The sequence below is a fragment of the Defluviimonas sp. D31 genome, from assembly GCF_033436765.1.
Taxonomy (GTDB): domain Bacteria; phylum Pseudomonadota; class Alphaproteobacteria; order Rhodobacterales; family Rhodobacteraceae; genus Albidovulum.
Genome location: NZ_JAWQFN010000004.1, coordinates 384,462 through 403,700 on the forward strand (window position 1 = coordinate 384,462; position 19,239 = coordinate 403,700).

General features: G+C 65.6%; 20 protein-coding genes and 1 tRNA gene. 14 read left to right on the forward strand and 7 right to left on the reverse strand.

What is annotated here, in order from left to right; translation table 11 throughout:
* Nucleotides 1-186 precede the first annotated feature (186 nt).
* Nucleotides 187-1,551: an alpha/beta hydrolase gene (locus tag R5H32_RS10315; RefSeq protein ID WP_318338596.1), complete on the forward strand. Its 1,365-nt coding sequence runs from the start codon at nt 187-189 to the stop codon at nt 1,549-1,551.
* 100 nt (nt 1,552-1,651) lie between these two features.
* Here the strand turns inward: R5H32_RS10315 and R5H32_RS10320 are convergent.
* Together R5H32_RS10320 and R5H32_RS10325 are read right to left on the reverse strand one after the other, a co-directional pair.
* A tRNA-Arg gene (locus R5H32_RS10320) sits at nt 1,652-1,728 on the reverse strand.
* 96 nt (nt 1,729-1,824) lie between these two features.
* Complete coding sequence (locus R5H32_RS10325; protein WP_318338597.1) at nt 1,825-3,222, reverse strand: HAMP domain-containing sensor histidine kinase; 1,398 nt, start codon at nt 3,220-3,222, stop codon at nt 1,825-1,827.
* A 294-nt stretch (nt 3,223-3,516) separates the two neighbouring features.
* On the opposite strand from R5H32_RS10325, the gene rpmH reads away from it, so the two are divergent.
* The 4 genes from rpmH to R5H32_RS10345 are packed head-to-tail and all read left to right on the forward strand — an operon-like array spanning nt 3,517 to nt 5,416.
* Complete coding sequence (gene rpmH, locus R5H32_RS10330; RefSeq protein WP_128186791.1) at nt 3,517-3,651, forward strand: 50S ribosomal protein L34; 135 nt, start codon at nt 3,517-3,519, stop codon at nt 3,649-3,651.
* A gap of 22 nt (nt 3,652-3,673) precedes the next feature.
* Nucleotides 3,674-4,093 carry a ribonuclease P protein component gene (gene rnpA, locus R5H32_RS10335; protein WP_318338598.1) on the forward strand — a complete coding sequence of 140 codons (420 nt, stop codon included), beginning with the start codon at nt 3,674-3,676 and terminating at the stop codon, nt 4,091-4,093.
* A complete protein-coding gene (gene yidD / locus R5H32_RS10340; protein WP_318338599.1) occupies nt 4,090-4,320 on the forward strand; it encodes a membrane protein insertion efficiency factor YidD in 231 nt (76 codons plus the stop codon). Before rnpA ends, yidD begins: the two co-directional genes overlap by 4 nt.
* A 43-nt stretch (nt 4,321-4,363) precedes the next feature.
* Nucleotides 4,364-5,416 carry a PLP-dependent cysteine synthase family protein gene (locus R5H32_RS10345; RefSeq protein ID WP_318338600.1) on the forward strand — a complete coding sequence of 351 codons (1,053 nt, stop codon included), beginning with the start codon at nt 4,364-4,366 and terminating at the stop codon, nt 5,414-5,416.
* 7 nt (nt 5,417-5,423) lie between these two features.
* Here the strand turns inward: R5H32_RS10345 and R5H32_RS10350 are convergent, their stop codons facing one another.
* Nucleotides 5,424-6,374 (reverse strand): alpha/beta hydrolase, encoded by a 951-nt coding sequence (locus tag R5H32_RS10350; protein ID WP_318338601.1) that lies wholly within the window; start codon nt 6,372-6,374, stop codon nt 5,424-5,426.
* 122 nt (nt 6,375-6,496) lie between these two features.
* Between R5H32_RS10350 and ttcA the strand changes: the two genes are divergently transcribed.
* The 9 genes from ttcA to R5H32_RS10395 all read left to right on the forward strand — a co-directional run bounded on the left by ttcA (nt 6,497) and on the right by R5H32_RS10395 (nt 14,585).
* Nucleotides 6,497-7,375: a tRNA 2-thiocytidine(32) synthetase TtcA gene (gene ttcA, locus R5H32_RS10355; RefSeq protein ID WP_318338602.1), complete on the forward strand. Its 879-nt coding sequence runs from the start codon at nt 6,497-6,499 to the stop codon at nt 7,373-7,375.
* A gap of 75 nt (nt 7,376-7,450) precedes the next feature.
* Nucleotides 7,451-8,530, forward strand: a complete 1,080-nt coding sequence (locus tag R5H32_RS10360; protein ID WP_318338603.1) for an EAL domain-containing protein — start codon at nt 7,451-7,453, stop codon at nt 8,528-8,530.
* Between the two features lie 23 nt (nt 8,531-8,553).
* On the forward strand, nt 8,554-8,970 hold the full coding sequence (locus R5H32_RS10365; protein ID WP_318338604.1) for an EAL domain-containing protein: 417 nt from the start codon (nt 8,554-8,556) through the stop codon (nt 8,968-8,970).
* A 270-nt stretch (nt 8,971-9,240) separates the two neighbouring features.
* Nucleotides 9,241-11,061 carry a membrane protein insertase YidC gene (gene yidC / locus R5H32_RS10370; protein WP_318338605.1) on the forward strand — a complete coding sequence of 607 codons (1,821 nt, stop codon included), beginning with the start codon at nt 9,241-9,243 and terminating at the stop codon, nt 11,059-11,061.
* Nucleotides 11,058-11,813: an MOSC domain-containing protein gene (locus R5H32_RS10375; protein WP_318338606.1), complete on the forward strand. Its 756-nt coding sequence runs from the start codon at nt 11,058-11,060 to the stop codon at nt 11,811-11,813. Before yidC ends, R5H32_RS10375 begins: the two co-directional genes overlap by 4 nt.
* Nucleotides 11,810-12,457, forward strand: coding sequence for a ribosome biogenesis GTP-binding protein YihA/YsxC (yihA, locus tag R5H32_RS10380; RefSeq protein ID WP_318338607.1), 648 nt, complete (start codon nt 11,810-11,812; stop codon nt 12,455-12,457). Before R5H32_RS10375 ends, yihA begins: the two co-directional genes overlap by 4 nt.
* A gap of 84 nt (nt 12,458-12,541) precedes the next feature.
* Nucleotides 12,542-13,420 (forward strand): acetylglutamate kinase, encoded by an 879-nt coding sequence (gene argB, locus R5H32_RS10385; protein WP_318338608.1) that lies wholly within the window; start codon nt 12,542-12,544, stop codon nt 13,418-13,420.
* The gene (locus tag R5H32_RS10390) at nt 13,417-14,070 is read left to right on the forward strand and encodes a ferredoxin (protein ID WP_318338609.1); all 654 of its coding nucleotides are present in this window, start codon (nt 13,417-13,419) and stop codon (nt 14,068-14,070) included. The genes argB and R5H32_RS10390 overlap by 4 nt, the downstream gene beginning before the upstream one ends.
* Complete coding sequence (locus tag R5H32_RS10395; RefSeq protein WP_318338610.1) at nt 14,067-14,585, forward strand: histidine phosphatase family protein; 519 nt, start codon at nt 14,067-14,069, stop codon at nt 14,583-14,585. Before R5H32_RS10390 ends, R5H32_RS10395 begins: the two co-directional genes overlap by 4 nt.
* A 65-nt stretch (nt 14,586-14,650) precedes the next feature.
* On the opposite strand, the gene R5H32_RS10400 is transcribed toward R5H32_RS10395, so the two are convergent.
* The 4 genes from R5H32_RS10400 to R5H32_RS10415 all read right to left on the reverse strand — a co-directional run bounded on the left by R5H32_RS10400 (nt 14,651) and on the right by R5H32_RS10415 (nt 19,209).
* Entirely contained in the window at nt 14,651-15,445 is a 795-nt protein-coding gene (locus R5H32_RS10400; RefSeq protein ID WP_290428525.1) for an amino acid ABC transporter ATP-binding protein, read from the reverse strand.
* A gap of 11 nt (nt 15,446-15,456) precedes the next feature.
* Nucleotides 15,457-16,776 carry an amino acid ABC transporter permease gene (locus R5H32_RS10405; RefSeq protein ID WP_318338611.1) on the reverse strand — a complete coding sequence of 440 codons (1,320 nt, stop codon included), beginning with the start codon at nt 16,774-16,776 and terminating at the stop codon, nt 15,457-15,459.
* 1 nt (nt 16,777) lies between these two features.
* Nucleotides 16,778-18,055: an ABC transporter permease subunit gene (locus R5H32_RS10410; RefSeq protein WP_318338612.1), complete on the reverse strand. Its 1,278-nt coding sequence runs from the start codon at nt 18,053-18,055 to the stop codon at nt 16,778-16,780.
* A 137-nt stretch (nt 18,056-18,192) separates the two neighbouring features.
* Entirely contained in the window at nt 18,193-19,209 is a 1,017-nt protein-coding gene (locus R5H32_RS10415; RefSeq protein ID WP_318338613.1) for an amino acid ABC transporter substrate-binding protein, read from the reverse strand.
* Between the last annotated feature and the right edge of the window lie 30 nt (nt 19,210-19,239).

A 19,239-nucleotide genomic window follows, 5' to 3' on the forward strand; every position in this document is an offset into this window, starting at 1 on the left:
AAAGATCGCATGGCGCCCGGACCGGAACCGGTGCGAGGTCCCGAGGGGATCAGGTCCGCCCGCTCGGTGGACCATAACATTGGGGCAGGCCGTCGCTTTCAGAACACGTTCGCCGACACACAGCATCAGATCACGCCAAGCCAGAGCCTCCGTAACGAAACGGAACGCCGCCTCCGAAATACAATGATGACGGACAAGGCAAAGCCCGACGGGTCTTCCTGCCGGCCGAGAACAGGGAAGATTGTGAGAGCAGAACAGCTTGTTGCGACGATATCGCGCCTGACGCTCGCGGTTTCCACATGCCTCCTCGTGGCCTGCGGACCCAAGATCTACGACGAGGTCGATCTCATGCCGTCGCCAACACTCTATGCGGAGGCCAATGTCGACCCCTTCGAAGACATCAGCGCCGGAACGGTCTACGACCGCGCCAAACTGTTCTACGTGACGGACAGAGCCCCCGTGGAGCAGGACGATCCGCAAGCCTATTACTCGAACGAGCGCGGGCACCTGCTGCGGGGCGGCATCGCCCGGGTGAGAATCGACCCGCCGCTCGACACCTGGGAAGATATTCGGCGGATCACCCTGCAGGGGAATCGCAAGGAAACCTACAAACTGCGACTGTCCGAGGTGCACGAATACGGCGTCTTTCCCTTCAGCCTCACGCGCTATTTCGCGAAGGTGCCGTCCCAGGAGGAGATGCAGTCCGCAGGCCGCCAGTTCGCCGCTCAAATCGATGCGCAACTGGCGCGGTCCCGCAACAAGGACATCTTCATCTATACGCACGGGTACAACGTGGACTTCGACTACTCGATGCTTGTCTCGAAGGAGTTGCAACACTTCCTGGGGTATCAGGGCGCCTTCGTCAGCTACAACTGGACCGCGACGCCAAGCCGGCTCGCCTATTTTCGGGATCAGGAATCCGTTCTCTCGACCCGCCGAAATCTGCGCTCCCTGATCGAATACCTGTCGGCGAACACCAGTGCCCGTCGCATCCACCTCGTGGGCTACAGTGCCGGCACGCGGCTCGTGTTCGAAGCCGCCTATCAGATCGCGCTCCAGCCCGAACCAAGAGCCCGTTTGGGACGCCTTATACTGATCGGCAGCGATCTGGATACGTCATTCGTCCTTCAGTCCCTTGATGACGGCCTTCTGGATGCGGTCGAAGACGTGACATTCTATCAGTCCGAGACGGACTCCGCGCTTGCCATGTCGCGCTTCATATTCGGACGTGAACGCATCGGTCAGACGCGACAGAAAGGTACGCTTGCTCCGTCCATCGTCGAGGGTTTGGCAAGAACCGAGGGCCTCAACATAGTCGATGTAACTGATGCCAAAGCTGCCAACACGGGCAATGGCCACTGGTATTTCCGGTCCTCGCCATGGGCAAGCAGCGACCTGTTCATTTCGCTGCTGACGAACCGCGACCCCATCCAGCGCGGACTGGTGCGCGCGCCCGGAGAGGTGGTATGGCGCTTCCCGCCGAACTATCCCGAATTCCTGAAGTCCCAGAAACTGATCGGACCTGCGCCTGTGCTGGCTACAGCACAATAGCCATAGAGTCACGCCCGCCGCCGGAACCACGGATTTCGAACCCCGAATGCCGCCATTCCCGTCAAGGCTTTAGCGAAATTCACGACGCAGTAATGTGAGGTGGCGCACCCGAAGAGATTCGAACTCCTGACCCCCAGATTCGTAGTCTGGTGCTCTATCCAGCTGAGCTACGGGTGCGTGGCGTTGGCATTTAGCGGCCTGTTCGAGGCAATGCAAGGGCAAACCGCGCGAAATCGACAGGAAGATTGCACGCGCCTTTGAACCGCACGGCGGTCAGTGCGCCGCGGGGGTCGCAAGCTCGCGCGGAAGGTGGATCATGAACTCCGAGCCTTCGGAATCGGAGCGCACCAGCTCCAGCCGTCCGCCATGGCCGCGCACGAGCTCGGCCGAGATCGCGAGGCCGAGACCGCTGCCGCCCTTGCGGGTGCCGCCCTGGAACGGCTGGAACAGATGCTCACGGGCGCGCTCGGGCAGACCCGGACCGGTGTCACCGACGCGGATCCACCAGCCCTGGTCGTCCTCGCCGGCAGCGATCTCGATCGTGCCCGCGCCCGTCGCCTCGATCGCCTGGCGCGCATTGCGCACGAGATTGGTGAGAACCCGGTGCAGCTGCTCGTGATCGGCGCGAATCGAGAGATTGCCGGGAACGTCCGTCACGAACTCGGCGCCGGATGTTTCAGACGCCAGCCTCTCGCTTTCGACCACATCCCTGACGAGCGGCGAAAGCATGAAGCGGGTCAGCACGGGCGGCGGCTCTTCGGCCTTGCCGAAGGCGAGCGTAGATTCGCAAAGGCCGACGGCGCGGCTGATCGAGTTCACCAGTTTCGGCGCGGCGCGCTTGACCATAGGATCGGCGCTCGCCTCCATCCGGTCGGCCAGGAGCTGTGCGGTCGTGAGGATATTGCGCAGATCGTGGCTGATCTTCGCCACCGCCCCGCCAAGCTGGGCAAGCCGGTCCTTCTGCCTGAGCGCACCGGTCAGATGGCGCTGCATCGACTGCAGCGCCTCCTCGGCCTCGCGCAGCTCGACCACGCGCGCCTGCGGCTCGATGAAGCGGCGGGCATCCTCGGGGGCCTCGGCATAGACGCTCATGTGGCTGACGACCCGATGGATCGGTGCGACCAGAAGCCTCCGGACGGCTAGGAACAGAAGCACGGCCGTCACCACCGAGATCACCAGCGACAGCAGGAAGATGCGGAACCCGTAGTCGATCATAGCCGCCCGCAGCGGCGCGGTCTCCATCGTCGCCTCGATCAGGAGGCCGGCTTGGCGCACCGGCGCGCCGATCACCCGGATGATTCGGTTCCGGGGATCGACGAGGGTCATCACCGCGTCGCGGATCAATTCCCAGGCCGGGGCGTCGCGCAGGTCGTAGCTCGCCTCGATCGGCGCCGGGATCGGCGAGGAGAGGACGAGCTGGCGCACCTCGTCGCGGCGCAGGACGACGTTGAACACCTCGGCATTGTCGAGAAGCTCGCGTTCGAGGTTCGCGTCGATCATCTCGTCCGTGGCCAGAAGCGCGAGCGAGGCGATCTGCGCCCGTTCGAGGCGCGACAGGATGTAGTCCTCGCGGAACCGCGCGACCGAGGGCACGAAGATCAGCACTTCGGCCAGCATGACGAAGAGCATCGTCAGGAGCAGGAAACGGCCGGACAGTGTGTTGAACAACATCAAACGATTCCGTTCCCGACGTCCGCTATCCATGCCCCAGGGTGCAATTTCCGATTGTGCAATCCTTCGTCCGATCCGAAGATAGTCCTTCGCTGCGGCGTATTAAACCTCCGATTGCCGAAGTCGTTCTGGCGACAGGCGAAATCCGCTTCGACGAATCGGGGCCCTCGAAGAGGAAAAAACTCCGCCGCCCGAGTTGACTTGATGCGCAGGCCCGTCTAATAGCCGGGCTTCGAATGATAGCGGCCTTCGAATCCCGAAGGGTTTGGGCCGCCCCCAACCGGAGTTGAAGCGATGAAGCGCACGTTCCAGCCGTCGAACCTCGTTCGCGCCCGCCGTCACGGTTTCCGTGCGCGCATGGCGACCAAGGGTGGCCGCAAGGTGCTGAACGCCCGCCGCGCCAAGGGCCGCAAGGTCCTGTCGGCCTGAGGCCAGCCCGACCGCAATCGGCATGACACCGCCGGAGGCACCCGTGCAAGGCCAGATCGGCCGGGGCACGGAAACGCCGCCGGCGGTTTCCGTTTGCCTGACGCTGACCAAGCGCGCGGATTTCCTGCGCGCCGCGCAGGCGCGCCGGCAGGGCATGCCTGGCTTCCTCCTCCAGGCCCGCCAGCGCCGCGAGAACGAGCCGGGTGGCGCGGCGATCCGCATCGGCTACACCTGCTCGAAGAAGCTCGGTAACGCGGTGGCGCGCAACCGCGCCAAGCGGCGCTTGCGGGAAATCGCCCGCGCCGTGCTGCCCACGCAGGGCCAACCGGGCTGGGACTACGTTCTGGTCGGCCGCCCCGAAGCCACTGCGACCCGCGACTTCGCGCTGATGCGGGCGGACCTTGAACGCGCGCTCCGCCAGATCCACGGAACTGGCCGATGACGCCGCTCGCCCATCTCCTCGCCCTGCCCGTGCGCGCCTACCGGCTCTTGCTCAGCCCATGGGTCGGCCATTCCTGCCGCTACCAACCGACTTGCTCGGCCTATGCGCTCGAAGCGCTCGAGAAACATGGCGGATTGAAGGGCGCATGGCTCGCCGCGCGTCGGATTGGCCGTTGCCATCCCTGGGGCGGTTCGGGCTACGATCCGGTGCCGGAACGCAAGAAGTAACAGGGCGGCGCCTCGCGCGGCCGCCCCGACGGAGAGGAAGGCAATGCGGCCATGGGTACATGAGGCGATCAACAGGATCGAGGCGGATTTCCAGCGCTCGGCCGACACCCATCTCTTCCGGCTCGAGGTGCCGGGGATAGAGGGGGTGGATATCTACCTCAAGGACGAAAGCACCCACCCGACCGGCAGCCTCAAGCACCGGCTGGCGCGGTCGCTGTTCCTTTACGCGCTCTGCAACGGCAAGCTCCGCGAGGGCCGGCCGGTGATCGAGGCCTCCTCGGGCTCGACCGCGGTCTCGGAGGCCTACTTCGCCCGCATGCTCGGCCTGCCTTTCATCGCGGTGATGCCGAAGAGCACCGCGCGCAGCAAGATCGCGCTCATCGAGCTCTACGGCGGACGTTGCCATTTCGTCGACAGCGCGCCGGAGATGCACGACGCCGCCGTGGCGCTTGCCGCTGAGACCGGTGGCCATTTCATGGACCAGTTCATGTATGCCGAGCGCGCCACCGACTGGCGCGGCAACAACAACATCGCCGAAAGCATCTTCTCCCAGATGGAACGCGAACCACATCCCGTCCCGACTGCCATCGTGATGAGCGCCGGCACCGGCGGCACCTCCGCCACGCTCGGGCGCTATGTGCGCTACCGCGGCTACGACACCGAGCTGGTCGTCGTCGATCCGGAAAACTCGGTCTTCTACGACAGCTACATGACCGGCGACCGGACACTGAAGCGCGCCTGTTCGAGCCGGATCGAGGGCATCGGACGGCCGAAGGTCGAGCCCTCGTTCCAGCATGACGTGATCGACCGCATGATCCAGGTGCCCGACGCCGCGAGCGTGGCGACGATCCACTGGCTCGAGGACCGCATCGGCCGCAAGGCCGGGGCCTCTACCGGCACCAACCTCTGGGGCGCGCTCGCGGTCGCGCGCGAGATGATGGAGGCCGGGCGCAAGGGCTCCATCGTCACGCTGATGTGCGACAGCGGTCGGCGGTATCTCGACACCTATTACGACCCGGACTGGGTCGCGCGCTGCTTCGGCGACCTCGGCTCCTATCGCGGCCAGCTGCCTGGCGAGGGCGCCGGCCCGATCTGAGCGGCCGTCACGGCGCCTTCAGCGCGAGGTTTCCGAGCGTGGTCGGCGCCCGGGTCGGAAACTCGTGGCGGTCAAGCTGGCCGGAAATCGTCAAATGGACGTCCCGCATGAAGACCGGATCGTCGAAATACCAGGTATGCCCGGCGGTGATCCCGGTGCCGTAGATGTGCTGGTTGTCCCGGAAATGCGCGCCGCAATAGACGTTTACCGCCTTCGCTGCCGGTGGCTCGTCGAGCCCGACGCGTCCCGCCCGCCGCGCCACACCGATCCGCTTGACCGCCGAGATCGACAGCACCTCGTCCAAGGGATTGTAGTAGTTTGTGAGCCGCACGCAGTGGCGGTAGAGCGAGGACGACTTCGGATTGCCATCGTCCAGGGACTGGACCGAGATGTCTGCGGCGAAAAGCAGGATCTGGCTGACCGACCAGTTATGCGCGGCGACCGACATCCGGTCGTCGGCGTCGTCGAAGGCCTCTCGCACGACGTAAGCCCCGGTCGAATGCGCGAGCACATGCATGTCGATGCGGCAATCGGGCTCCTGCAACCGCGCGAAGGGGGCCACGCCCTCGGTCACCAGCTGGTGCGCCGCGCTCTTCGCGTCGTCGCGGTCCTCAAGGTAGTTCAGCGCGGAATCCGCGCTCGGCCAGTCGAAGCTGACCACGACGCCCGCGAAGCCCTGCGCCGCCAGCGCCGCGCGGATCTTGCGGTGACGCGCGAGCACCAGCGCCTGGGAATTGTTGAAGCCATGGACGTAGAACACGATGTCGCCCTTGGTCAGGCCGCTCGGCGTCCCGCCTTTCGACGCGTCCATCACCGCGCGGCGCCACTCGGACTTCGCGATCCTGTGGGACCAGAGGATGTCGCGCGAGGTCTCGGGTACAGCCACGAAATGGCTCGTGGCCGGCTCATCGCCGAATGCATCGCCCTTCTTGGTGCGGGCCACGAAGAGATAGTCCATGTTCTCCTCCGTCAGTCGCGGTGTCGGATCCTGAAAGGATGCCACCGTCGGGCGCGTTCTCAAAATCCGGGGGCCCTTGGCGCCAGCTTGCCCGAACCCCGCCGATGGAGTATCGCAGCGCCATGTTCGATGAAGCCGACGATATCCATCCGCTGTTCCACGGCGCTCCCTCCTCGACGGAGTTCAAGAAGCTCCGCAAGCGGATCGTGCGCGAGGTGCGCGAGGCGATCGAGGCCTATGGCATGATCGAGCGCGGTGCGCGCTGGCTCGTCTGCCTCTCGGGCGGCAAGGACAGCTACACGCTGCTCGCGGTGCTCCACGAGCTGAAATGGCGCGGCCTCCTGCCGGTCGAGCTTCTGGCCTGCAACCTCGACCAGGGCCAGCCGGGCTTTCCGGCCACGGTGCTGCCGGAGTTTCTCACCAAGATGGGCGTCACCCATCGGATCGAGTACGCCGACACCTATTCCATTGTCACCGAGAAGATCGCGCCGGGCGGCACGATGTGCTCGCTCTGCTCGCGTCTCCGGCGCGGCAACCTCTACCGCATCGCGCGCGAGGAAGGCTGCTCGGCGGTGGTCCTCGGCCATCATCGCGACGACATTCTCGAGACCTTCTTCATGAACATCTTCCACGGCGGGCGGCTCGCGACGATGCCGCCGAAGCTCGTGAACGAGGACGGCGATATCTTCGTCTACCGGCCGTTGGCCTTCGTGGCCGAAGCCGATTGCGAGAAATTCGCCCGGGCGATGAACTACCCGATCATCCCTTGCGACCTTTGCGGCTCGCAGGAGGGGTTGCAGCGCCAGCAGGTCAAGCAGATCCTCGACGGCTGGGAGGCGCGCAGCCCCGGGCGGCGCCAAGTGATGTTCCGGGCGCTGATGAACGCCCGGCCCTCGCATCTGCTCGACCCGAAACTCTTCGATTTCGCCGGGCTCGCGCTAGGCGGCACGGATGCGGCGAATTTTAGCGAAAACGGCTTCAGGTTGCCCGAGCGCGATTAATCTTCCGGTCATGCCGACCGCATAGCGTCGGCGCGACGGGGCCCGGATGGCGGCCCGAAACGGAAGGAACCTGCCATGTGCCGACAGGATCGCGGCGACACTTGGCGGCAACGCGCCGCATGGCTGATCCGGCCGGAATACCTCGCCCTGGTTCCTGCGATCGCGCTCGGCTGGCTTTGGTTCGGCTCCGAAGGCGCCGCGATCGCCGCCGCGGGTCTGCCCGCGGTCTGGCTCGCGCGGCGTCCCCCGCGCGGGGGCGGGAAAGGGGAAGCGACTCCGGCCGGCACGCCCCGTGCCGCGATCGTCGCGGTGCTCGACCGCGCCTATGAGGCCGAGGAAGCGACCGGAAAGAGGACCGCCTGCCTCGTGGTCGGCCTCGACGAGCCCGAGCGGCTGACCGAAACCTACGGGCTGACGGCACTCGACCGGGTGCTGTCCCGGCTCACGGAGCGGCTTGGCGGCGTTCTGCGCGAACAGGACGAGATGGTGCGGATCGACGGCAACCGGTTCGCGGTCGCGCTGGCGCCCGCACGGCGGCTGGACCTGGAGACGGTGATCCAGATCGCAGGCAGGCTGAAGTCCGCCGTGGCCGAGCCGGTCAGCATCGACGCTGCCACCGCCTACGTCACCGCCTCGGTGGGCTTTTGCCTGAGCGCCCGGGCACCGGCGCGTTCGGGAGCGGAACTTCTCACGGCGGCGGAGCTGGCGCAGGAAGAGGCGATCCGCAACGGTCCGGCGGCGATCCGCGCCTATTCGGCCGATATCGGCCGGGCCGCGCGCGACCGCGACGCGCTGACCGACCGGATCGAGGCGGCGCTGGAGGCGGGCGAGATCGTCGCCTATTTCCAGCCGCAGATCTCGACCGACACCGGGGATATCGGCGGGTTCGAGGCGCTCGCCCGCTGGCAGCATCCCGAACGCGGCGTGCTTCCGCCTGCCGAATTCCTGCCGGTCGTGCAGTCCGCAGGTCTTGGCGAGCGGCTTGGCGAGGTCATACTCGGCCAGGCCCTGGCGGCGCTGCGCGGCTGGGACAGGGCCGGGATCAAGGTGCCGAGCGTGTCCGTCAACTTCGCGAGGGCGGAGCTTTGCAATCCCAACCTGGTCGCAAAGCTGAAATGGGAGCTTGAGGGTTCGACCTCGAACCCCGCCGGCTGACAGTCGAAGTTCTGGAATCGGTCGTGGCTGAGACTGACAACGATCTTGTCGTCCGCAACATCGCCGCGCTGGCACAGCTGGGCTGCGGGATCGATCTCGATGATTTCGGTACCGGGCACGCCTCGCTGGCATCGATCCGCCGCTTTGCCGTGCAGCGGATCAAGATCGACCGCTCCTATGTCACTCGCGTCGACACGGACCCGTCGCAGCAGCGCATGGTCGCCGCGGTCCTGTCGATGGCCTATCAGCTCGGCATCAAGGCGCTGGCCGAAGGCGTCGAAACAATCGGCGAGCATGCGCTTCTGGCGCAACTTGGCTGCAGCCACGTCCAGGGTTTTGCCATCGCGCGGCCCATGCCGTATCAGGCGACCGCCGAGTGGCTGCGCAAGCACCGCTCAAAGCTGGCGGCAACGCCCGGCATGTCGCGTCGCTCGGGTTGAAGCCACCCGACGTTCTGCCGACGCCGAGACAGGGCTGGCGCCCTGCCGTTGCGCCGTGGCGATGGGCCTTGTCGCCGCGCGGGTTCGGGAACGGGGAAAGAGGTGGGCTGAGAGGGCCGGAAGGAAACCGGCCTCTGTCGTCGCGGAGCGGCCCGCGACTGGTCGGAATCCGAGGGCGAGGCAAGTGCAATCAGGGGAAAACCGCTTGACCTTTCGCTGCCCGTTCTGTTGAACCTGCCCAACCCTTTGCCGGACAGGTGGTGTGTCGTCATGGACGATCAGAACAAGAACCTCATCCTCGCGACAGTGCTGTCATTCCTGGTGATCCTGATCTGGTTCACGCTCTTCCCGCCCCCCGAGCAGGCGCCGGCCCCGGACTCTCCGGCCGCGGTTCAGACCGCTGGCGATACCGCGCCGGGCGGCGGCGCGACCGCGCCCGCCGCCACCGCGCCCCAGACCGACGTCGCCGCGGCCGAGATCGCGGCCGCGCCGCGAATCTCGATCGACACGCCCCGGCTGGCCGGGTCGATCTCGCTCCTCGGCGGCAGGATCGACGACCTGTCGCTCAAGGACTACAAGACCAAGCTAGACGAAGGCTCGCCGAACATCCGCCTTCTGGCGCCGATCGGCACCACGGGTGTCGAGGCAGTTAAACCCTATTACGCCGTCCACGGCTGGTCGCCGGCCGGCGGGCTCGATCCCGCGCTCGTGCCGGGCGCGAAGACGTTGTGGGAGGCGGAGTCCGGCGCCACGCTCGCACCCGGCAAACCGGTGACGATTCGCTGGGACAACGGCGCGGGACTGATTTTCCACCGCAAGATCGAGATCGACGACAACTACCTCTTCACCGTCACCCAGTCGGTGGAGAACAACACCGGCGCCGCGGTGCGACTCGCGCCCTACGGCATCGTCGCACGTCATGGCATCCCCAAGACCCAGAGCGTCTATGTCCTTCATGAGGGCGTGGTGCGGAGCTCGGATGGCAAGCTCGAAGAGCTGAAATACAAGGAACTGCCCGACCTGACCGTCGACACCCGCGAGGGCGCTCCGACGTCGGTCACACCTGTCGCCGCGGATGGCTGGATCGGTTTCACCGACAAGTACTGGATGACGACGCTCGCCCCCGCCCCGGGTCAAGCCTTCACCTCGGTCGTGAAATACGTCCCCGGCGCCGACATCTACCAGACCGAGGCCCGGCTGCCTGTGATGGAGGTCGCGCCGGGCGCTACCGCGCAGGCGACGACAATGGTCTTCGCCGGCGCCAAGGAATGGGAAGCGATCAAGCACTACGAGGACGAGACGGGCATCAAGGGCTTCGTCAACTCGATCGACTGGGGCTGGTTCTTCTTCCTCACCAAGCCGATGTTCCGGCTGCTGCACTGGCTCCACGGCGCAATCGGCAACATGGGCTGGGCGATCATCGCGCTCACCGTGATCATCAAGCTCATCGTCTTCCCGCTGGCGCGCAAATCCTATGTCTCGATGGCAAAGATGAAGGAACTGCAGCCCGAGATGGAGAAGCTCAAGGAACAGGCCGGCGAGGACCGCCAGAAGCTCCAGCAGGGCATGATGGCGCTCTACAAGAAGGAGAAGGTCAACCCGGCCTCGGGCTGTCTGCCGATCCTCCTGCAGATCCCGATTTTCTTCTCGCTCTACAAGGTGATCTACGTCACGATCGAGCTTTACCACGCGCCCTGGTTCGGCTGGATCGAGGATCTGTCCGCGCCCGATCCGTCCTCGATCCTCAATCTCTTCGGGCTCCTGCCCTACGCCACACCCGGGCATGAGAGCATCTTCTTCATCTTCTCGCTCGGCGTGCTGCCGATCCTCCTCGGCATCTCTATGTGGTTCCAACAGAAGCTGAACCCGGCTCCGACCGATCCGACGCAGCAGATGATCTTCGCGTGGATGCCGTGGATCTTCATGTTCATGCTGGGATCGTTCGCTTCGGGCCTCGTGCTCTACTGGATCGCGAACAACACGATCACCTTCATCCAGCAGTACACGATCATGTCGATGCACGGGAAACGCCCCGACCTCTTCGGCAACATCCGGAGCGGCTTCAAGCGCGACAAGCCGGCCTCGAAGTGACCCCGACCGTCGCCTCCCTGCAGCGCCACCCGCTAAAGTCGCACGGGCGAGAGGCCCTGTCCGCGGTCACGCTGACCGTCGGCGCGGGCCTGCCCTGGGACCGCCGCTGGGCCGTTGCCCATGACGCCGCGAAGATCGTCGAGGGGGAATGGTCGCCGTGCCAGAACTTCTCGCGCGGATCGAAGGCGCCGAACCTGATGGCGATCAACGCCCGGCTCGACGAGGAGACGGCGACGCTGACGCTGAGCCACCCGGACCGCGCCGATTTGACCTTCCGCCCCGACGATGCCGCCGAAGTCGCGCGGTTTCTTGACTGGGTTCGCCCGCTCTGCCCCGCCGACCGCGCCCAGCCGGCGCGGCTCTATTCGGTAACAGGGCGCGGCATGACCGATACCGACTATCCCTCGCTCTCGTTGATCTCGCTCGCCTCCAACCGGGCGCTCGGCGAGCATCTCGGCGTCGCCCTGTCGCCCTTGCGCTGGCGTGGAAACATCTGGCTCGAAGGGTTGCGGCCTTGGGAGGAGCGCGGCTGGGTCGGACGCAGGCTGCGGCTTGGCGCGGCTGTGCTGGAGATCGTCGAGCCAAAGGAACGCTGCCTGGCGACGACCGCCAACCCGGCGACCGGACTGCGCGATGCCGATACGCTCAAGGCGCTCAATGCGCTCCATGGCGACCAGGATTTCGGGCTTTACGCCAAGGTCATTGAGGCCGGTACAGTGAGCGTCGGCGACACCGCGGAACTTCTGGCATGACGATCGCCTTCCCCATTGCGGAACCCGATGAGACCGCGCGCGAGACGGGCCGGCTGATGTTCGCGGGCCCGGTCGAGTTCCTCAAGGGCGTCGTCGCGATGGAGGGTCTGCCGCCGGCCGACCGGATGGAGGTCTGTTTCGCCGGCCGTTCGAACGTGGGCAAGTCGTCGCTGATCAACGCGCTGACCGGGCGCAAGGCGCTCGCACGGGCGTCGAACACGCCAGGGCGCACGCAGGAGATCAACTATTTCACCGCCGGCGGCAGCCATTACCTCGTCGACCTTCCCGGCTACGGCTATGCCGAGGCGCCCGTCGCCGTGGTGGCGAAGTGGCAGCGACTGCTGAAGTCCTATCTCGGCGGGCGCCAGACGCTGCGCCGTGCCTTTGTGCTGGTCGACATGCGCCACGGGATCAAGCCGGTGGACGAAGAGATCCTGACCCTGCTGGACCGCTCCGCCGTGACCTTCGAGGTCGTGCTCACCAAGGCCGACAAGGTGAAGGCCGCCGACCGCGAGAAGACACTCGCCCAGGTCCGCGCCGCGCTGCAAAAACACCCCGCCGCATACCCCGAGATCGTCGTGACCTCGTCGGAAAAGGGCGATGGGATCGAGACGCTGCGCGCAATCATCGCGACGATGGCCTGATCGCGCTTTCGCTTGGCAGGGCGGCCCCGGACGGGATAACAAACGATCAGCGCATGAGGTTTTCCGCCAATGAGAAAGCAAGACATGAACCGTGACTGGATCGCCACCGCCCGGACGCTATCCGAGGCGCTTCCCTATCTGCAGCGCTACGCCGGCGCGGTCGTCGTCGTGAAGTTCGGCGGCAACGCGATGGGCGACGACGAGGCGATGGCCGAATTCGCCCGCGATATCGTGCTGATGCGCCAGGTCGGCCTGAACCCGGTGGTGGTGCATGGCGGCGGGCCGATGATCAACGACCTGCTTAAGAAACTCGGCATCCAGTCAGAATTCGTGCGCGGCAAACGCGTGACCGACAAGGCCACCGTCGAGGTGGTCGAGATGGTGCTGACCGGCCTCGTCAACAAGCGCATCGTGCAGGCGATCATGGATCAGGGCGGCCGCGCCGTCGGCCTGTCGGGCAAGGACGACGACCTCATGGTCTGCGTCGCCGACGATCCGGATCTCGGCTTCGTCGGCAAGCCGGTGGAGATGAACGTGCAGGTGCTGCGCGATCTCTTCACCGCGGGGATCATCCCCGTGGTGGCGCCGGTGGCGACCGGCATGGATCCGAACGAGACCTTCAACGTCAACGGCGACACCGCCGCCGGCGCGATTGCGGCGGCCCTCAAGGCCGACCGGCTGCTGCTGCTCACCGATGTGTCGGGCGTCAAGAACGAGGCTGGCGAGGTGATGACCCAGCTCACCCCCGAGGAGGTCCGGGCGCTGACCGAGAAGGGCGTGATCGCCGGCGGCATGATCCCCAAGACCGAGACGGCGCTTGCCGCGCTCGAAGGGGGCGTGCGGGCGGTCGTAATCCTTGACGGCCGGGTGCCCAACGCCTGCCTTCTGGAGCTTTTCACCGATCACGGCGCGGGCTCGCTCATCCGATCGACCGAACCGCGCGTGAAGCCCAGGACGAAGTGACGACGCTCGCCGCGATCGCGGAGCGGGCGGCGGCCGAAAGGCTCGCGGTCTTCGGTGCCCTCCACCAAGGCGCCGGAGACGAGCTCGACGGCGCCGGAACGCTGATCCTGTTCGGCCCGGGAGAGCCGGGCTTTTGGCCGCATCTCACGTCCCAGCCAGAATGGCGCGACGGAGCCCCGGACCCGATCGACCGCTGGTCGAAGCGGGTGCTCGGGGGGATGGCGCGGGATCTCGGTGGACGCGCGATCTTTCCGTCCGACGGGCCGCCCTACCCGCCGTTCTTCCGCTGGGCGCTCGGGACCGGCCGGGCCTGGCCCTCGCCGGTGCAACTTCTCGTGCATGACACCGCGGGGCTGATGGTCTCCTACCGCGGGGCGATCGCGATTCCCGAGCGGCTCACTCTGCCGGACGGGCCCACCGCGGCGCCTTGCAAGGATTGCGCGGCACAGCCCTGCCGCACCGCCTGCCCCGCCGCCGCACTGACACCGGCGCGCTATGACGTGACGGCCTGCCACGCCTTTCTCGACACCGGCGCCGGGCAGGATTGCCTTTCTCGCGGTTGCAGCGTGCGTCGTGCTTGCCCTGTGTCGGACGCCTATGGCAGGCTGGCCGAACAATCGGCCTATCATATGAGGCGCTTTCACCCATGACACCCGCCGGCCATCGCCGCCTGATCCTTACACGCCACGCGAAATCGGCCTGGGACGACCCCGGACTCGAGGATCACGACCGGCCGCTGAACACACGTGGCAGGCGCGCCGCACTGGAGCTCGGTGAATGGCTCGACTCGCGCGGCTACGAACCGGACGAGGTGCTGTGCTCGACCGCGGCGCGGACCCGCGAGACCTGGACGAAGATCGCCGCGGCACCGCTCGAGGTGATGCCGGAGGTTCAGTATCTGAGCGGGCTCTACCAAGCCTCGCCCGCGGCGCTGCTCGAAGCCTTGAGGGGCGCTACCGGCGAATGCGTGATGATCCTCGGCCACAATCCCGGCATCGCGGCCTTCGCGGCCTCGCTGTCGGCGCGGCCGCCTCTGGATCCCGATTTCGCCCGTTACCCCACCGCCGCGACCCTGGTCGTCGATTTCCAGATCGAGAGCTGGGCCGATGTGCAGCCGGGCGCGGGGAGCGTTCTGGACTTCTTCGTTCCCTCGGGACGCGGCTGACCACACCGGAAACGAAAGGCCCCGGGTCGCGCGGACCCGGGGCCTTTTTCTTTTCGTCCAGACCGTCAGTGGCCGAGGATCTGGCTCAGGAACAGCTTGGTCCGGTCAGATTGCGGGTTGTTGAAGAACTCTTTCGGCTCGTTCTGTTCCACGATCTGGCCCTGGTCCATGAAGATCACGCGGTTCGCCACGGCCTGGGCGAAGCCCATCTCGTGGGTCACGCAGAGCATAGTCATCCCCTCCTCGGCGAGCTCGATCATCGTGTCGAGCACCTCCTTGATCATCTCGGGGTCCAAGGCCGAGGTCGGCTCGTCAAAGAGCATGATGCGGGGCTTCATGCAGAGCGAGCGGGCGATCGCCACGCGCTGCTGCTGGCCGCCCGAGAGCTGGCCGGGGTACTTGTGGGCCTGTTCGGGGATCTTCACCTTCTCGAGGAAATGCATCGCGGTTTCCTCGGCTTCCCGCTTCGGCACCTTCCTGACCCAGATCGGCGCGAGCGTGCAGTTCTCGAGGATCGTCAGGTGCGGGAAGAGGTTGAAGTGCTGGAACACCATGCCCACTTCGGAGCGCACCTTGTCGATGTTCTTGAGGTCCGAGGTCAGCTCGATCCCGTCGACGACGATCTGGCCCTTCTGGTGTTCCTCGAGGCGGTTGATGCAGCGGATGAGCGTGGACTTGCCCGATCCGGAGGGGCCGCAGATGACGATCCGCTCCCCCCGGTTGACGGTCATGTTGATGTCGCGGAGCACATGGAACGCCCCGTACCACTTGTTCATTCCGGAAATCTGGATCGCCACCTCGTCGCTGACCTGCATATGGCTGCGGTCGATCTTACGGGTAACGGCATGCGGGTCCGACATGGGATTACTCCTTAACGGTGTTCACGCTGCAGCTTGCGCTCGAGATACATCGAGTAGCGCGACATGCTGAAGCAGATGAGGAAGAAGATGCCGCCGACGAAGATGTAGGGCTCCCAGTAGATGCCCTTCCATTCGATGGAGGCGCGCACGGCGTCGGTGATGCCTTTCAACGGGTCGAGAAGACCGACGAAGATCACGAGCGTCGTGTCCTTGAAGAGCCCGATGAAGGACGACACGATCCCGGGGATCGAGATCTTCAGCGCCTGCGGCATGATGATGAGCCGCTGCGCCTTCCAGTAGTCGAGCCCGAGCGCATCGGCCGCCTCGTACTGGCCGCGCGGAAGGGCCGCGAGGCCGCCGCGGATCACCTCTGCGATATAGGCCGCCGAGAAGAGCGTGACCATGATGATGACGCGCAGGATGATGTCGAAATTGGTGCCCGGCGGCAGGAAGTAGTTCAGGAGCAGCGAGGCCGTGAACAGGAGCGTGATCAGCGGCACGCCGCGGATGAACTCGATGAAGCCGACGCATAGCGCCTTGACCAGGAGCATGTCCGATCGCCGGCCGAGCGCGAGGATGATCCCCAGCGGCAGCGAGAAGGCAATGCCGGTGATGCCGATCGTGAAGGCGAGGACGAAGCCGCCGAACTTGTCGGAGCGGACCGCCTCGATCCCGATGGGCAGGATCGCCTGCAGTTGCTGGGCGACCGGACCGGCGAGCAGCAGCCACCACAGGATCGGCACGACCGCGGCCGCGATCGTGGCGACAATCGTCCCGCCGATCGGTTGCAGAACGCGGAGCGCGAGCCAGCCAAGCGCGAAGCCGGCCATCGCCACAACCGGGATCCAGATCGTCCCGCCCCACAGCAGCCAGAATCCGAGCGCGGGATAGAGGATGCTGAACCACAGCAGCTTGCGCGGCAGATGGGCGAACAGCACCGGCGCGAGCGCTACGAGCAAAAGCAGGAAGGCCAAGACCGGCCGCCAGTAAAGATGCGACGGGTAGAAGCCGAAGATGAACTGGGTCCAGCGTTCGCGGATCACCGCCCAGCAGGCGCCCGTGGCACCTTCGCCGAAGGTAGCCGTGATGATCGAGCGGCATTCGCCGAGCGAATCGGCAACCCAGACCGAACGGAACAGCCAAGGCATGATCCCGGCCAGGATGGAATAGATCGCCACGAGGCCGATGATGGTCAGGATCGTGTTCAAGGGCCCCGAGAACAGGTTTTCGCGCAGCCACTTTATGATTCCGGTTTCCATCGCCGGCGGGTGCTCCGCCGGCAGCATGGAATCGCGGACATAGACGGCGGATGTTGCTTTCGGATTGCTCATCTCAGCGCTCCTTCAGCCGGACGGCATTGTTGTAGACGTTCATCCCGGCCGAGATCAGCAGGCTGATTGCCAGGTAGATGAGCATCATCAGGAGGATGCATTCAAGCTCCTTGCCGGTCTGGTTCAGCGTGATGCCGCCCAGAGTGCCGCGCAGGTCCATGTAGCTGACCGCGATCGCGAGCGACGAGTTCTTGGTCAGGTTGAGGAACTGCGAGATCAGGGGCGGGATGATCACGCGAAGGGCCTGCGGCAGGATCACGAGACTCATCGTCCGGCGGGGGCGCAGGCCGAGCGCATAGGCCGCCTCGGTCTGACCCTTGGAGATGGCCATGATCCCGGCGCGCACGATTTCGGCGATGAAGGCCGCGGTGTAGAGCGTCAGCCCGAGCCACAGCGCCATCAGCGCGTTCGAGATGTTGATGCCGCCGGTGAAGTTGAAGCCCTTGAGCTCGGGATAGCCAAGGTGGAAGCCCAGCGCCCAGAGCACCGCGACAGGCGGCGCGATGGTCACGAGGAGGCTCTTCCACAAGGTCTTCGGCCGGACGCCGGTGGCCTCCTGAACCTTGGTCGCATGGGTGCCGATCGCCCGGTAGGCGAGGAACCCGCCGATGACCGCGGCGACGAAGACGAGAAGGTCGATGCTGATAAGGAAGATACCGACGTCGATGTTGCCGAGGCTGCGGGAAAACAGCGGTTCGGGCACATAGGTGCCGCGGTTCGTGACCGCCACGCTGTCGAAGAGGATCATCGAGGCCTTGGGTTCCTCGCCCGCGGCGATCATCTCGTCGGTCGCGCGGAAATCGCGCGGCTGCGGCGTGACTTCGGTGAAGATCGCGAGCGCGATCAGGATCCACAGGAGGATCGGCACATTGCGGAAGACCTCGACATAGACGGTCATGATCCGCGCCACGAGCCAGTTCTTCGAAAGGCGCAGAACGCCGACGAAGACGCCGATGACTGTCGCCGCCACGCAGCCCATCGCCGAGACGAGGAGCGTGTTCAGAAGCCCGATCAGCAGCGCCCGGCCATGGGTGCTGTCATTGGTATAGGCGACGAGCACCTGGTTGATGTCGTAGCCGGCCCGGTTCCAAAGGAAACTGAAGCTGAAGTCCTTGCCGAGCGTGGCGAGGTTCTTGATCGTGTTGTCCACCAGCCAGGCGGCGCCCGCCATGAACAGGAACAGAACGACGATCTGGATGGTCATCGAACGATACCGGGTATCGTAGATGAGCATGCTCAACCGAAAGCCAGGCTTCGGTGCGTCGGTGGTTGTAGTCATGTTGTATCCCCAATCCGGGGCGCGGGTCTGGCGATTGCCAGTTCAACGGGGTCTTGGTGCCCCTCGCGCGCCGGCTCTCCCTGATGCCGAGGCGGAAGGGGCGCATCCTTGCGGATGCGCCCCCCGATCTTGTCCGATCAGCGGAACGGCGGCGCGTAGAGCAGGCCGCCCTGAGTCCACTGCGCGTTCAGGCCGCGAGCGAGACCGATCGGCGTCGCTTCGCCGATGTTGGCGGCGAAGATCTCGCCGTAGTTGCCGTTGGCGGCGATGGCGCGCTTGGCCCACTCGTTGTCGAGGCCCATCATCGCGCCGAGATCGCCCTCGGTGCCGAGCAGGCGGTTGATCTCGGGGTTCTGCGTGCCCTTCGACAGCTCTTCGACATTGGCCGAGGTCACACCGTACTCTTCCGCCGCGACCAGCGCGTTCAGCACCCAGCGGTTGATGTCGGCCCACTGGTCGTCGCCATGGCGAACGAGCGGCCCGAGCGGCTCTTTGGAGATGATCTCCGGAAGGATGATGTGGTTCTCCGGGTCGGCGAAGACCGCGCGAGTCGCGGCGAGGCCCGACGCGTCGGTCGTGTAGGCGTCGCAGGCGCCGGCGAGATACTGCTGCTCGCCCTCGGCGTTGGTCTGGATCGGAACCGGCTGGTAGGTCATGTTGTTAGCCTTGAAGTAGTCGGCCAGGTTCAGTTCCGTGGTGGTGCCGGTCTGGATGCAGACGGTGGCGCCATCGAGCTCCTTGGCCGAAGAGACGCCGAGGTCCTTGCGGACCATGAATCCCTGGCCGTCATAGTAGTTCACGCCGGTGAAGGTGAACTTGAGGTCGGCATCGCGCGAATAGGTCCAGGTCGTATTGCGCGCGAGCATGTCGACCTCGCCCGAGGCGAGCGCGGTGAAGCGGGTCTCGGTCGTCGTCGGAACATACTTGACCTTCGAGGCATCGCCCAGAACGGCGGCCGCGACGGCCTTGCAGATCGCGACGTCGAAGCCCTGCCAGTTGCCGCTGGCATCGGGCTGCGCGAAACCGGTGAGCGCGGTGTTCACGCCGCAGAACAGCTCGCCACGGGCCTTGACGTCGTCGAGAGTGGCCGCCGACGCGTATCCGGCCAGCAAAGCGGAAGCCGCCAGCGTTCCGAGGAATACGGATTTTTTCATACTTACCTCTTCCTGAGTTTCCGCCCTCCC